This is a genomic window from Brevibacillus humidisoli, from assembly GCF_020923435.1.
In the GTDB taxonomy this organism is placed as follows: domain Bacteria; phylum Bacillota; class Bacilli; order Brevibacillales; family Brevibacillaceae; genus Brevibacillus_E; species Brevibacillus_E humidisoli.
Genome location: NZ_CP087263.1, coordinates 857,455 through 872,327 on the forward strand (window position 1 = coordinate 857,455; position 14,873 = coordinate 872,327).

Annotated in this window: 11 protein-coding genes and 2 pseudogenes; 10 read left to right on the plus strand and 3 right to left on the minus strand. The window is 46.8% G+C overall.

Annotated elements, in window-relative coordinates; genetic code table 11:
• Window positions 1–70: 70 nt before the first annotated feature.
• Entirely contained in the window at window positions 71–781 is a 711-nt protein-coding gene (locus LOK74_RS04235) for a matrixin family metalloprotease (protein WP_230045351.1), read from the minus strand.
• Window positions 782–1,578: 797 nt separating this feature from the next.
• Between LOK74_RS04235 and LOK74_RS04240 the strand changes: the two genes are divergently transcribed.
• The 4 genes from LOK74_RS04240 to LOK74_RS04255 all read left to right on the plus strand — a co-directional run bounded on the left by LOK74_RS04240 (window position 1,579) and on the right by LOK74_RS04255 (window position 8,051).
• A complete protein-coding gene (locus LOK74_RS04240) occupies window positions 1,579–3,495 on the plus strand; it encodes a putative thiazole-containing bacteriocin maturation protein (RefSeq protein WP_230045352.1) in 1,917 nt (638 codons plus the stop codon).
• A complete protein-coding gene (locus LOK74_RS04245; protein WP_230045353.1) occupies window positions 3,495–5,432 on the plus strand; it encodes a TOMM precursor leader peptide-binding protein in 1,938 nt (645 codons plus the stop codon). Before LOK74_RS04240 ends, LOK74_RS04245 begins: the two co-directional genes overlap by 1 nt.
• A 21-nt stretch (window positions 5,433–5,453) precedes the next feature.
• Complete coding sequence (locus tag LOK74_RS04250) at window positions 5,454–7,052, plus strand: SagB family peptide dehydrogenase (protein ID WP_230045354.1); 1,599 nt, start codon at window positions 5,454–5,456, stop codon at window positions 7,050–7,052.
• Between the two features lie 183 nt (window positions 7,053–7,235).
• Window positions 7,236–8,051, plus strand: a complete 816-nt coding sequence (locus LOK74_RS04255; RefSeq protein ID WP_230045355.1) for a response regulator — start codon at window positions 7,236–7,238, stop codon at window positions 8,049–8,051.
• Between the two features lie 16 nt (window positions 8,052–8,067).
• Here LOK74_RS04255 and LOK74_RS04260 read toward each other — a convergent pair.
• A pseudogene (locus LOK74_RS04260) lies at window positions 8,068–10,410 on the minus strand (ATP-binding protein); the annotation flags it as partial.
• Entirely contained in the window at window positions 10,293–11,060 is a 768-nt protein-coding gene (locus tag LOK74_RS24175; RefSeq protein WP_338148641.1) for a hypothetical protein, read from the minus strand. The pseudogene LOK74_RS04260 and the gene LOK74_RS24175, both read right to left, overlap by 118 nt.
• Window positions 11,061–11,225: 165 nt before the next feature.
• Between LOK74_RS24175 and LOK74_RS04265 the strand changes: the two genes are divergently transcribed.
• From LOK74_RS04265 to LOK74_RS24195, 6 genes and pseudogenes are all read left to right on the plus strand, one after another.
• Window positions 11,226–11,429: a formyl transferase gene (locus tag LOK74_RS04265; RefSeq protein WP_230045356.1), complete on the plus strand. Its 204-nt coding sequence runs from the start codon at window positions 11,226–11,228 to the stop codon at window positions 11,427–11,429.
• A 15-nt stretch (window positions 11,430–11,444) separates the two neighbouring features.
• A complete protein-coding gene (locus LOK74_RS04270) occupies window positions 11,445–12,827 on the plus strand; it encodes an enoyl-CoA hydratase-related protein (RefSeq protein WP_230045357.1) in 1,383 nt (460 codons plus the stop codon).
• Window positions 12,828–12,950: 123 nt separating this feature from the next.
• The gene (locus LOK74_RS24180) at window positions 12,951–13,085 is read left to right on the plus strand and encodes an MHYT domain-containing protein (RefSeq protein ID WP_338148642.1); all 135 of its coding nucleotides are present in this window, start codon (window positions 12,951–12,953) and stop codon (window positions 13,083–13,085) included.
• A 50-nt stretch (window positions 13,086–13,135) separates the two neighbouring features.
• Window positions 13,136–13,291 (plus strand): MHYT domain-containing protein, encoded by a 156-nt coding sequence (locus LOK74_RS24185; RefSeq protein WP_338148661.1) that lies wholly within the window; start codon window positions 13,136–13,138, stop codon window positions 13,289–13,291.
• A complete protein-coding gene (locus tag LOK74_RS24190; RefSeq protein ID WP_338148643.1) occupies window positions 13,288–14,106 on the plus strand; it encodes a diguanylate cyclase domain-containing protein in 819 nt (272 codons plus the stop codon). Before LOK74_RS24185 ends, LOK74_RS24190 begins: the two co-directional genes overlap by 4 nt.
• Window positions 14,072–14,857, plus strand: a pseudogene (locus LOK74_RS24195) (putative bifunctional diguanylate cyclase/phosphodiesterase). Before LOK74_RS24190 ends, LOK74_RS24195 begins: the two are co-directional and overlap by 35 nt.
• Window positions 14,858–14,873 lie beyond the last annotated feature (16 nt).

Sequence of the window (14,873 nt, forward strand, 5' to 3'; positions counted from 1 at the left end):
CATGTGATCATCTACAGCTAGAGAGCGGAATAGGGGAGAGGGAACGGTATGAGAGAAAAAAATAGAGCTGTCATAGAAACGGAAAATACCCGCGACTGTACTGCCATATTCCATCTCTCAAACAGACGCTTTGTTCGTAGGTTAGCTGGCTTCGCATCCGATCACTGGACGTGGGGTACATAAGGTTGTTCGGATCTGAACTGTGGCCTAACCCCAATAAGTGACCGATCTCGTGTGCTAGTGTAGATGGTCCTGTACCATTTGCATTGATAAAAATAGAGGGGCGATGCTTGATAATACTGTACAATTCAAGTTGTTCTGATTGGTTAACCCTCTCCGATTTCTGTACTAACGAAGATAGTTTGCGGATTGCTCGACGATTGCAGTAGGTTGCGGCACCAGGTATGTGCACACCAGCGGTTACGCCATCAGGCGGAATCGTCGTCAGATAGTAGATGTTAATACAGGGCATCCGTTGTTTTCTTTTTTTCCAACCTCCCGCACGCGCGGTATCAATAAAAAAATCCTGCAAATCGTAAGAGGAATGGCGGTATAGTTGAAGCCTATCATTTTCAAAAACATCCCTTTCTTCATTGAGCACGAGATTTATCCACGGAAACCCATTCATTTCAGCGTTCATATCGAAATATTTTTGTGCGTAGATCACATCCTGTCTCACAACTGCTTTGGCTACATCCAAATGTTCAAATGCACCCTTTTGAACTATGACGTTGAATGAGAAACGTGCCGTTTTTCTCCTTGTCAGGAAGGAGTTAGACATCGATGATCACTCTTTTCTTCCCTGGTGTCTTGCCTTACCATACACTGTCCTACTCATTACTTATGTGAAATCTCCTCATTTGGTTCAAGAATGGAAAGCCTAGTATTCCTAGCGCCTTCCTCTTGGACTTTTTTTGCATGAAACGTTTTTTGTACGCCTGGCAAACACCTGATTTATGGCTAATAAGTGACGAGCGAGTTGTGATGAGAATAGTTTGTTGCAGAAAGACGATTGCTGAGTCACTCTTCATACTCTATTTGCTGGTTTCTTGATTCTTCTTTGAGAGAAGTAGGTTACTCAGTAATCAACTATCAATCAAAAAAAGGAGGCCAATGAATGAGCAGTGACTTCATGAGGGATCTCGAAAGCATGGATGTCACCGAGGTTGATGCAAGCAGCATGTTTTTTGAAAATACTGATGGTGGGGAGTTATACCAATATCGTTGCGGATGCAGGGACAGATGCAGGCGCAGATGTTGGGATAGGTGCAGACCGAGATGCTGGAGATGCTGGGACAGGTGCAGACCGAGATGCTGGGACAGATGTAGGCCTAGATGTTGGGGATAGATATTAGATAAAGGTGTACTGACGGAGCGAGGCTGTCTCCAAAATCACTTTCCGATGCAAAGTCCCCTGTTTCAAGATGGTAGAATACCAATTCAAACATCCCGTCTCACTTTCGATAGAGATACGGGATGTTTTTTTTCAGTTTTTGACAAGAAGGACAAATGGCATTGCATAAGATCACAATAGTTGTATGACGTATTCCCAGGAAAGGTTACGGAAGGAGGAGGAAAATGGGAACTGTCACCCCATCCATGCGGCTTATGGTAAAAGGAGACACGTACTATGTTCCCGATCAGAATGGCCGTGTGTACTTTCAAAACAATCTCGGCTCCTTTCACATGGAAGGCAAGGGAATTGACAAGTGGATTGAAAAACTGATGCCCATGTTCAACGGGGAATATACTATGGAGGAATTAACGGCCGGGTTGTCTGAACCGCGTAGAAATCACGTATACCACATTGCAAATCTATTGTACCAAAACGGCTTTCTGCGCGATTTGAGCAGCCAGCTTCCACATCAGTTGCCGCAGGACATCACGGATAAGTATGCTGGTCAGATCCAGTTTTTAAACAGCTTTGTCGATTCAGGTGCCTATCGTTTTCAATTGTACCGGCAAACCAAGGTGCTGGCAGTCGGCGCAGGTCCCCTTCTTTCTGCTTTGGTTGCGGCATTGTTGGAATCAGGATTGCCTGCCATATACATAGCCATTCCCCAATCTATGGAGACGAATCGAGCACGATTGTCGGAATTGGCTGCACATGCCCGTAGAGAGGATAGCGAGGTAAAACTGGAGGAAATTCATCTGCAACAGAATGACCGGGAATCCTTGCAAAAGGCTGTGGAGACGTTTCAAACCGTCCTATATGTACAGCAAGAGGGGGACCTTGAGGAATTACGAGTGCTTCATGCGATTTGCAAGGAACAAAGGAAACTTTTTATTCCAGCTTTTTTCCAGGACCAGGTAGGAATTGTGGGGCCCATATTGCATCCGGAAGCAGAGGGATGCTTTGAATCAGCCTGGCGCCGAATCCACCGATCCGCTCTCATTCCCAACTCTTTGTTACATACTGATTCGCCCATTTCCGCTGCACTTGTCGCAAACATCATTGTATTTGAATTGTTAAAAACCATTACTGGGGCATTTGCCCATGAGAATCAGATCTTCCTCCTGAATCTAGAGACAATGGAAGGGGAGTGGCATTCGTTTATGCCTCACCCCCTGGTGACTGGTACTGCAAACGTCAAATGGGAACAAGATCTTGATCATCTTGCCAAACAAAATCAACCAAAAAAAGGCTCCGCCGATTTAGCAACTTTCTTTGAGGCCTTAACGTCTGAACAAACAGGGGTTTTTCACACTTGGGACGAGGGGGAGTTGGTACAACTTCCATTGGCACAATGCCGGGTGGTCGTAGCGGATCCCCTTTCGGAGGGTCCGGCAGAGTTGCTTGCTGACATCATCTGTTCTGGGTTGACGCATGACGAAGCGAGGCGAGAAGCGGGATTAGCGGGGATCGAAGCGTATGCATGGAGAATGGCTGGTCCACTGCTTAAGACAGGTGAATTTGTCGGAATCGGTGCGGGCGAAACAGTACCAGAAGCGGTGATCCGTGGATTGCAAAAGTGTTTAACAGCGGAGGTCCGCAAACAACTTCAGCAGCGCAAAGCTGTGATGTATCCCGTTCAGCTCCAGTCAGTCGAAGATGGATATTCTCTATATTACTTACAGGCGCTGAACATCTTGAATGGCCAACCGAAGATATGTCTTGGAGAGGAAATCGCAGGCTTCCCAGTAATCTGGGTAGGTACAAATCACCGCTGGTATTACAGCGTGGGCCTGCCATTGACTGCAGGTTTGCGCACTGCATTGCAACAGGCGCTATGGGAGTGCCAAAACGAAGCTCTTAGCCAAACAACGACGTATGGGATAGAACCGTCCTCCATTGTCGTGAAAGAAAAGCTTCCACATCCGCTGGTGATACCCGCCGTTGAAGGGGAGACACACTCTGATCTTTTGCAGGCTGCCTTGTCCTCGTTGAGACAGAACCGTAGACAGCTATGCATTTGTGAATTAGAATTAGACCCCTTCTTTAAGGAAGAACTGGCAGGCGTGTTTGGTGTACTGATACGAAAGGATGAATGCTGATGAGCAGAGTCCTGATGATTGTTGGAGAGGGATTGTTAGCCGACTTCGTGTATCGCAACCTGTCCAGCCAATACAAGATTGTGCACCAGCCTGATTGCAGCGCTGATCTTCCGAAAGAGGTGGAACTGGCTTTTGTGCTGCATGATTTTTGGTATCCTTCGATCCATCTGCAAGCGGAAGAGACGTTCAGGACGGCTGGCATTCCTTGGTTGAGAGGGTTTGTTTCATTTGGAGAAGGTGTAGTAGGGCCACTCGTACGGTCACATACACCAGGATGTTCACAGTGCGCCGACTTTCGAAGACTGATGACCCGCAAACACCGGATAGAGATGTGGGAGATTCAACAACAACTGAAAAATCAAAAGAGAGGGCATCGTGATGCATGGGCATCCAATACAGGAATGTATCAACTGGCTAACATGATTGCAGCAGAAGGGCACAGAGTGTTGCAGCGTGGTCGTGCCTATACAGATCAAAAAATATATTTGGTAAACTTGCAAACGTTAGCCACCTCGAGTCATTTCTTTTTACAAAATCCAACATGTCCGGTTTGTGGAGGATTGCCAGAAGATACACCTGAGGCGGCACGGATTACTCTTCAACCAAGGCCAAAGACACACCCAACCAGTTATCGAACCTCATCGCTAGATGATTTCAAGGACATCCTCATTACGGAATATGTCGATTTTCGGACTGGCATGATCAATCAAAAAACCAAGGATCACCTCACGCCATTTGCTGTCATGAGCGTCAATCTGCCGATGATGACTTCTGATGAAGGAGCAGCAGGGCGAACTCTTTCTTATGAGCAGAGTGAGTTGACAGCCATTCTGGAGGCATTGGAGCGATACGCAGGTCTGCAGCCACGAGGCAAAAAAACGGTCGTTTACGACCGTTATGAGAACGTGAAAGAACAAGCATTGGACCCGACAAAGATCGGACTGCATTCGGAGGAACAATACGCACAACCTGACTACCCTTTTGAAAGATTTGATCCAAAGCGTCCTCTCAAATGGGTGTGGGGGTACTCCTTTTTGCAAGAAAGGCCGATACTGGTTCCGGAAACGCTTGCCTACTACGACCTAGGTGATGATTTTGTCTACGAAAACTCGAATGGATGCGCGTTAGGCAGGAGTTTGGAGGAGGCGATATTCTACGGCATCTTGGAAGTGGTGGAACGCGACGCGTTTCTGCTGACATGGTACGCGCAACTTCCTTTGCCGAGACTCGATCCCGAATCGGCCAAGGACAAAGAACTATGTTTGATGATTGAACGAATAAAAGCAGTGGCAGGTTATGATGTATATCTGTATAACGCGACCATGGAGAATGGGATACCCAGTGTGTGGGCGATTACGAAAAACCGGAAGCAGCGGGGAGTGAATCTCGTCTGTGCAGCCGGCTCTCATCCAGAGCCGCTGCGAGCCGTAAAAACCGCGGTCCATGAACTGGCCGACATGCTGTTGTCCCTAGATGAAAAATATGAAGCATATCGGGAAGAATTTCTGAAAATGCTGCACGATCCCTACCTGGTGCAGAGCATGGAAGACCATGGCATGCTGTATAGTTTGCCTGAAGCGGAAGAGAGATTGCATTTTTTGCTTCAAAATGATCGGCCAATGCGAACCTTTGACGAGGAATTTCAGCCGCCGGCAAGTCATGATGACCTGACGGATGATTTGAAAGACATTCTGCAAATGTTTAAGCAATTAGATCTGGAAGTGATCGTGGTTGACCAAACGACACCTGAGATGATCAGAAATGAACTGTATAGTGTCAAAGTTTTGATTCCGGGGATGTTGCCTATGACCTTTGGTTATCACCTCACTCGCCTAACAGGATTGGACCGGGTTTTGAACGTACCCATGCAGCTAGGGCTGACGAAACATCCCTTGACATACGAACAACTGAATCCCCATCCACACCCATTTCCATAGGGTGATGTAGGAGGAAAACGTATGCGTCGGGATGTTTTTCTGCACAATCTGCTGTACGACATTGAAAAAATAATTCCCGCCGACTGGGAAGCTGATTGGGAAGATTCCCCTCTCCCGTATAAGATCTACCGTAACTTGCCTGTCGTACCGCTTTCGTTGGAAGTCCCGCTATCACTGAAACTGGACACCCAGAAACATCCATCCAAGCCAAACATTCGTGATCTTGGCCACTTTCTCTGGTTTTCATTTGGGCTTGCCAGATTGTCTGATGAAGGATATAGCTGGAATGCTTTTGGTCAAAGATCAGAGGAGTTGTACCGAAGATTTGTTCCATCGGGGGGAGGACTGTATCCAAACGAATTGTACGTGTATGTGAACATAGATGAGGTGCCGGCGGGCGTGTACCATTACGATGTTGCCCATCACCATTTGGCGCTATTGCGCAAAGGCACGTTTGACTCGTATTTGACAAGGGTGATAGGTAATACTTGTACCATCTCAGAGTGTTTCGCTGTTGCATTTGTATCAACAATGTTTTGGAAAAATTTCTTTAAGTATCATAATCTGTCATATCGTCTCCAAGGTTTAGATTCGGGGGTACTGATTGGCCAGTTGCTAGAAGCAGCGAAAAGGTTTGGTTTTACCACAGGTGTTTCCTATCAATTCCTCGATCGAGCTGTCAATCATCTGCTAGGGCTGTCCGAGTGGGAAGAAAGCGTATATGCGATGGTTTTCCTTTCGATAAAACCAAATGCCAATTGGTTTGCAGATAGGCGCGGAAAAATCTCAACGGTGCTAGACAAACAATTGTATCGGAAGTTACCGGTTGTGCAGCATCCATACAATATCCGTTCTCGAAGGATTCGACATTATCCCATGCTGATTAAGTTGAATGAGGGATCCAGGCTGGAATCAACTGATCATTTTCAAAAGCTAAGAGGAGTAAAAAAGCCTGCCTATTATGAAGGGCATTCAACTGCGCTGCCGGACGTAAAACCAATGCAGTGGGATTTTATGGAGGCGTGCCGAAAGAGGTTTTCACCCGGTGAACACTTCGTATTAAGGGAGGTGAGTCAACAGCAGCTAGCCACTCTATTGTATGAGGCGACGAATGCTTTCTTCTACCGAAATGATTTGGACCGAATGGATAGTCGTAAAGTGCAGCAAAAAGTGGAGCCGCGCGTTGCCTTGTATTGTTGCCTCCATCACGTGGAGGGTATTCCTTCCGGCGCCTATTATTATGACTTTCCTTCTCATACATTAAGGCTGATTCGTCTTGGAGACCATCGTCTCGTATTAAAAGAGGCCATGACGATAGATAATATCAATATGCTTGAAGTTCCGATTTGTATACATGTAGTAGGGGACCGTGATTACTTGAGACATAAACTGGGATACAGAGGGTATCGCATTCAACAGATGGAGGCCGGTATCCTTGTACAAAACTTACTGTTGGTAGCTGCCTCGATCGGATTGGCTGGCCATCCGCTTCTCGGTTATGATACGAGAATTTGTGATAAAATCTACAATATAGCTAGTGCAAAGAAAAGCTGTTTGATACAAGTGCCAATAGGTCCCTATCGACCTCCCAATGCATTAAAAGGATATTTGTATGTATAGATAGAAGGCAGGCGAATATCATCCAATATATCGCTTGAGTAAACCCATCGCCATCTATGATAACGATAGGAAGGATGGTCGGATCAACCATTTCTGTTCAGATTTTGTACAGATAAGAAGTGTAAATATATGTATTATATAGATAAAAATGAAAAACGACATGCTTTGTTTAAGGAGTAATCCATGAGAATTATCCTTTTAGATGACGAGAGTCTCGCTTTAGATTATCTTGAACATCAACTCCAAAAAATTTCTGATGTTGAGGTAGTAGGAAAGTATACGGACCCGCTTGTCGGAAAAGAACATATCCTACATGAAGACGTTGACCTGGTGTTCCTGGATATCCACCTGCCTGAAATCAACGGTATTGAGTTGGCAGAACAGATTCTTGAGCGCAAGCCGAAATTGTATATTGTGTTTGTGACGGCCTATGATGACTATGCGATTAAAGCGTTTGAACTGAACGCGCTTGATTATCTGATGAAGCCGGTTGGAACAGAGCGTCTCTTGAAAACGATGCAGCGGATCAGGGAACGTGCAAGAGAAGCTTCGGATGATATGACACCGAAAAAACAAACGCTTCAAATGAATATGTTTCATCAAGTCTCCGTTGAGACCGATGATCACCTGTTTATACCCGTACGTTGGCGAACAACCAAAGCGCAGGAATTGTTTCTCTATTTGCTTCAGCATCGAGGACAACTGGTCCGCAAATCTGCTCTGATCGAATTGCTTTGGCCCGAATATGAACCAAGCAAAGCGTTCTCTCAATTGTATACGGCGATTTATCATATCCGAAAAACAATGGAGCCGTTTAGTGACTACATAAAAATATCCAATGCGATGGACGGATATATCCTGAATCTCGAAAATGTAATTCTGGATGTGGATGTGTGGGAAGAGAAGATTCAGGCAGGGCCTGCGATAACCACCGAAACCATCGGGGACTATGAAGGATTTGAAAGCTTACAGTGGTGCCCTCACCCAGAGTGCTTTTGATTTGCAACCCTCTACCGTACAGTTTCTTTAAACGGCGGTCTGTATTCCGCAGGCCAATTCCTTTGCTTGCGTCGGACGTCTTGTCTAGTATGTGTCTCCGCTTCTCCTCACTCATCCCGACACCATTATCGTGTACGGATACCTCTACTTCACCCACGCCTTTCATGATTCGGATCTTGATCGTACCGCCGCGGGAACGTTGCAAAATCCCGTGCAAGACGGCATTTTCAACAAGAACCTGGATGGACAGCGGCGGTAACAGAAGATTGATGGTCTCATCCAATTCCCACTCTACTACCAGCCGATCTCCAAACCGTTCCTTCTCGATAAACAAGTAGGAGCGTACAAGGGCGAGCTCCCGTGCGAGCGGAACCACTTGATCGGAGTTATGAAAGTCAAAACTCATGCGCAGATATTGGCTGAACTCTTCCAACAATGTCTGCATTTTTGTGATATCGATCGTCCCCAATGCGGCAATCGAATTTAACGTGTTGTACAGGAAATGTGGCTGAATCTGGGCTTGAAGCCACGCAGCTTCGATGCGCAGTCGTTCGTCGATCGACTGTTTCAGTTCGGTTAATGCACGTACGCGGGATCTTAGCTCCCATGAATCCACCGGCTTCGTTACATAATCGTTCGCACCCGATTGAAAGCCGGCAAGAATATCTTCGGACCGATTTCGTGCCGTCAACAGCAGGACAGGAAGTTCTGACAGGGTAAAGCGTTCTCGAATCATACGAGTGAATTCATAGCCCGAGATATGAGGCATCATGACATCCGATACAATGAGATCAAAGTGTCCGGTTTCCAACTTGACGATCGCTTCGGAGGCACCTGTAGCGGTAGTGATATCGTACTGAACAGTGCCGAGGATATCGACTACGATCTTTAGATTGACGATATCATCGTCGATTACCAATATCTTTGGTCTGTTTGACACAGCAACTGGAGTTGATGCAGGTGTCTCATCCAACGTTTGGGAACCTGCAGCAGCTTCGATATGACCGCTGGGCGAAATGGCTGCGGTGTCTTCTGTAACGGCAGCATGAACGGACAAGGGGAGGGTAAACGTAAATACTGAGCCTTGTCCAGGTACGGAGCTCACTTGTAATGTCCCGCCATGCAGCTCAACCAGTCGCTTGCATATGCTTAACCCCAGCCCAAATCCCCCACTCGCTCTTGCCTCATTGGAATCTCCTTGCTCGTAAGGCAAGAAAATTCTTTGCTGTGTTTCCTCATCCATCCCGATCCCGGTATCTGCTACATGTATGTTGGCTACTCCCTCCACGACATCGGCACGGATAGTGATCTCTCCTTCGTCGGTAAACTTGACAGCATTGTGGAGCAGATTAAACAAGATTTGAATCAACCTATTCTCATCCGCCATGACAGCGGGAAAGCTATCGGGGATCTCGATACGAAGGCGGATGGGTTTTCCGTCCAGCATGTATTTCAGCATTTCCAACACGCCACCGGCAACTGACTGCACGCTCACAGTCTTTACTTGCAATTGTACGGTCTTCTCTTTTAGCCGTGTGATATCAAGCAGGTCGTCCAGCATGAGCGACATGCGTCTGGCTACGGCGATTTGGACCTCCAAGCTTTTTCTATGCTCTGGATGAGGTGGGTTGATGCTGTCATCCAATATGGTCTGCGTAATGTTGATGATGCCGTGCAGAGGGTTCCGCAGCTCATGGGATGTATTGACCAGGAATTCGTCTTTTTGTGGGTCGGCTAATTGTAGTTTTTCTGCAAGCTGCTTCGTTTGCGCACTCGTCCGAAAAAAACGTTTAAACCAAAAAGCAGCAAAAGCTAAAACGGCCAGCATCAAATCAAAAGGATAATGCATCAATTCGATTGAGATTCTGGCTTCTATGACTGCCCAAAAAATATTAACAGCGATGCTGGAACAGGCCAGCAACAAATAGATGACGTCCTCCTTCTCCCTGATTGCCTTATACAGTATGTACGTCGAGATTAAGATGGACAATAGCCAGCAACTTAGCAGTACCTTGGTTGTTACAACCGCGTATTGGGATGGTGCCACCAGGATAAAGAGGGCGTATAAGACGCAATAAGCTGCATACCAGCGCAGCACTCTCCTGTTACCGTATTCCGGAAACATGTGATAGAGCAAAGGCGGCATGAAAGCTAAAACGCCGAGATACGACCAAAAGGTGATCCTGATCGTCCACTCGTATTCGAAAGGAACCCAGACGAGAAGCAGCTTGTCATCTGCGGTCAACACGCTGAAAATGGCACAGAGGATAACGAGGGAGAAGTAGAGCAACCCTCTGTTCGCCGCTCCCAGAAAGTACAAGAGAACAGCATATACGCTGTGCAGCAAAGAACCACGCACAACATGAATTGCAGACCAGCAGAAAGCAAGGTTCGATTGTCTACCGCATCAATCGTTCCAAATCGAATGGGCTGTGTGATGCCGCCCTTTCCGGCATGGTTGGAGGCCTGAATTACGATTTCAATGGTCTCATCGCCTGCAGGGATGGTGACAGAGTAAGGGATGTTTCTCGCCTGCTGCAGCGTTTGCTTTGTTGCTGGCTGACCTGCTTCTGCATATAAGCGACCGTTGACATAAACGGCGGAGGCATTCCTAATCTCGTTGATGCGCAATTTATAGGTCGGATGACTAGGGTCATCGAGTAGGATCTGAAGCCTGTAGGTTCCATAGCGAAACGACGGATCTTTGCCGTCGGAAAATGCATTCTTCCAATCACCAGGGACCTCTATATAGGTCTTTTCCGATTCGGATGAGTGCTGCTGTATCGTTCTCTCTTTTGGTGTGAGCAAACGGGAAGGGAAGAACTCCCATTGGCCGTTCAATGGAATGGTATGATCGGCAGGGAGCTGCCAACCACGAAGATCCAGGATACCGTTTACTGCTTGCGGGTGATCAATCGTTTTCTGAAAGCTAAGCCACGTCAAGCGGATGCCGGTAATTGCGATAACAAAAAGTACGACGATTAGGAGCATTTTTGTTCTGGATATCATACGTACCGAAGCAACCTTTCTGGGAATAGTTCACCGCTTCATTTCCGGAATTGTTCCTATTTTCTGATTTTAATTAAATCCTATGTAAGATTTCCTGATCGGGTCGCTATCAGTTTATTACATACTGTTGTTTTTTTTAAACACGCAAAACGGATGAGATCGGAAATGATACACCTTTTCTTGCGATTCGTCAAAGAGATGGTGAAAGCTGTCGAACAAACCAACCCTGACCTTGTTATCGCGCCTTATCTGAAGACATATATTCCTGAAGCGGTGTGGAAGGAGTACACGTGTCTGGTTGTTCATCCGGGTATCAAAGGGGACCGGGGACCTTATTCGCTGGACTGGGCCATTATGGACAATCAGTAAGAGTGGGGCGTTACGTTGCTGGAAGCCGACGCAGAGATGGATGCGGGAGATATATGGGCATCGGTTCGTTTTCCGATGAGCAGGGGCAGCAAAAGCAAATTATATCGTCATCAAGTAACCCAGGCTGCTGTCCATTGTGTTCTTCAGGCATTGGAATCGATGGAAGACAGTACGTTTCGTCCGGAGCCATTGGACTATTCGAAACCGGACGTTCAGGGAAGGGCACATCCAAAGATCAAGCAAGAGAATCGCAGGATTGATTGGACGGCAACAACCGAGGAGATCGCCAGAAACATTCGGGCAGCGGATAGTCACCCTGGTGTGTTGGACGAAATATATGGTGAGCCGGTTTATCTCTTTGGCGCACACGAGGAAGATGTTCTAAAAGGAAAGCCGGGTGAAATTATGGCGTATCGGGATGGAGCGATATGCCGAGCTACCGGAGACGGTGCGGTCTGGATTACTCATTTGAAACCAAAAGGGTACTTTAAACTTCCTGCAACCATGGTGTTGAATGAGAAACTGAACACTATTCCGGAGATGCCTTTATCACCTTTTGAAGATTACCCGGGTCGCACGTATCGTGAAATCTACTATGAGGAAATAGGCAAAGTAGGATATTTGCGTTTTGACTTCTACAACGGGGCGATGTCTACAGACCAGTGTATTAGGCTGAGACAAGCCCTTGCAGCAGTAAAACAGAAAAAAGTGAACGTGATCGTGCTGATGGGGGGAGCAGACTTTTGGTCGAACGGCATTCACCTCAATGTGATTGAACATGCTGCCAATCCTGCCGATGAATCTTGGGCCAATATCCACGCTATGAACGATTTGGTGCGCGAGATCATGCTGACCGACTCTCAGGTAACGATTTCCGCTATGCAAGGAAATGTCGGTGCTGGAGGAGTGATTTTGGCGGTCGCAGCTGACCAAGTATATGCTAGAAACGGTGTCGTGCTCAATCCGTACTACAAGAAAATGGGGGGCTTGTTTGGTTCGGAGTATTGGACCTATCTCTTGCCCCGACGGGTTGGACTGGACAAAGCCATGCAACTGACAGAGGAATGTTTGCCTGTGGGCACAACCACAGCGAAATCAATTGGACTGATCGATGACGCCTTCGGTGATGATCGGGAGGCATTTTGCAGTCAGATAGCAGAAATCGCCGAGAAGTTGGCCCATTCCCCCAACTTTGATCGCCTGCTGGCGGCAAAAAACCAGAACCGAACAAGGGATGAGCAGGTAAAGCCATTGGAACGTTATCGGAAAGAAGAATTGGAGCGAATGTGGCTTAATTTTTACGGTGAAGACCCTTCTTACCATACGGCAAGGCGGCAATTTGTATATAAACTATCCTGTTCGGTGAAAACGGCTCAACTGCCCGTCTCTCTCGCCTAAGAACGGGAGGGCGGCTAACAAGCAGTTGACATGCTAGGGGATTCCGCAGCTTGTGTTATCAAAGTACAGTGATGAAAAATCCCGATAACATAAGCAGGACGTAACGAGATGGGAGGGGATTGCATGTATATGGAAGGCAGCTACAATTTGTATATCGTGGCGCTCTCTGTATTCATTGCGATTTTGGCGTCATATTCTGCATTAAGCATTGCTGCCAAGCACAAGCGAGCGGAAAAACAAAGTTCTTCTGGCTGCTAGCCGGCGCTTTTGTGATGGGGAACGGTGTCTGGTCCATGCATTTTGTCGGCATGCTTGCGTTTCACTTGCATGTGACGGTGAACTATGATGTGTTCCTTACTCTGCTTTCCATGTTAGCCAGCGTAATTTCCTCTTTTATTACTTTTATATCACGATGCCTAAAAACATTCATTGGTATAAGATTGCGATTGGCGGCTTTTTTATGAGCAGCGGCATTGTCACGATGCATTACATGGGCATGGAAGCGATGATCATGCCCGTCGAATTATCGTATGACAAAGTGTTGTGGGCATTATCTGCAGCGATTGCTCTGGTTGCTTCTTACGCCGCCCTGTTTTTATTTCTGCGCTTCCGAAACCAATCGTCAACCAGTTGGCTGAAATGGTTGTCTGCCATCGTTATGGGGTTTGCGATTTGCGGGATGCACTACACGGGAATGAAAGCGGCACGGTTTCATCAACATACAGGCGTCATAACCGAAACAGATCCGGCCTTCGATCTCTTTTTGTTGAATGGGGTGACCGTTACCATATTCGTGATCTTACTGGTATCTTGGGGAGCCATGTTCTTTGACCGGCATGTGCTGGAGAAAATGGCCTATCAGGATACGATCACCGGCTTGCCAAACCGAAATGAAATGAACCGCTTCTTTGACACGCACATCGGCAAAGAACCGATTGGAGTCTTATTTCTGGATCTGGATCAGTTTAAAGCGATCAATGACACATTAGGTCATAATATTGGAGATTTACTCGTCCAGGAAGTCGGCATTCGGCTGCGTGAATATATACGTGATGACCAGCAAGCGTTTCGGATTGGCGGCGATGAATTCCTGATTATCGTAAAACAGTGTGATCAGGAGCGAGCCGAGCATTTAGCCAAGCAGATTTTACAGAGCATCAAGAAGGTTTATCGTATCCACGGCAATGAATTGTATGTCACGGGCAGCATTGGCATCAGTATTGGGTCGATTCAAGATTCCGAAAATGGAATTGGAAAAGGATCTGCAGCGGGCCCTTGAGAATAGGCAGTTTTTTATTGTCTACCAGCCGAAATGGAATGTAAAAACAAACCGTTTGGTTGGCTTTGAGGCGTTAATTCGCTGGCAGCACCCCCGGCTGGGCGTCGTTTCTCCTGGAGAGTTTATTCCGATTGCGGAAGATACGGGACTGATTGTACCGATGACGAGATGGACACTGGAGGAAGCATGTCGTCAATGTAAGGTTTGGCAGTCGTAAGGGATCAATCAACCCGTTTCCGTCAACCTCTCGGTGCGTCTCTTCCAAACCGACAGTTTAATAGAGCTGGTGCAAGGTGTCTTGCAGAAGGTAGAACTTGATCCTAATTTACTGGAGCTCGAGATCACGGAATCGATGGTGTTGTACGATTTGCAGGATATTACGCGTCAGCTTGAGCGGATTCGCTCTTTAGGGGTACGGGTATCAATGGACGACTTTGGTACAGGGTATTCATCTATTGGATTGCTTGACCGAATCCCGATCGATGCGCTGAAACTAGATCGCTTGTTTACCAATGATTTAGAAACGCCTAGCAAACGGGCTATCGTTAACGCGATTATGTTGATGGCCGAAAATCTCCATTTGGATGTAATCGCAGAGGGAGTCGAGAATCAGGAGCATATTGAATACTTGAAGGAATTGGGATGCAATGTCATGCAGGGTTATTTTTATGGCAGACCGATGAAAAATGAGGAACTTGATGAATGGATGCATAACCAAAATCGTGTGGCTGCTGAAAAAAGTAATAGCTAAAAGGAACAGATAAAAA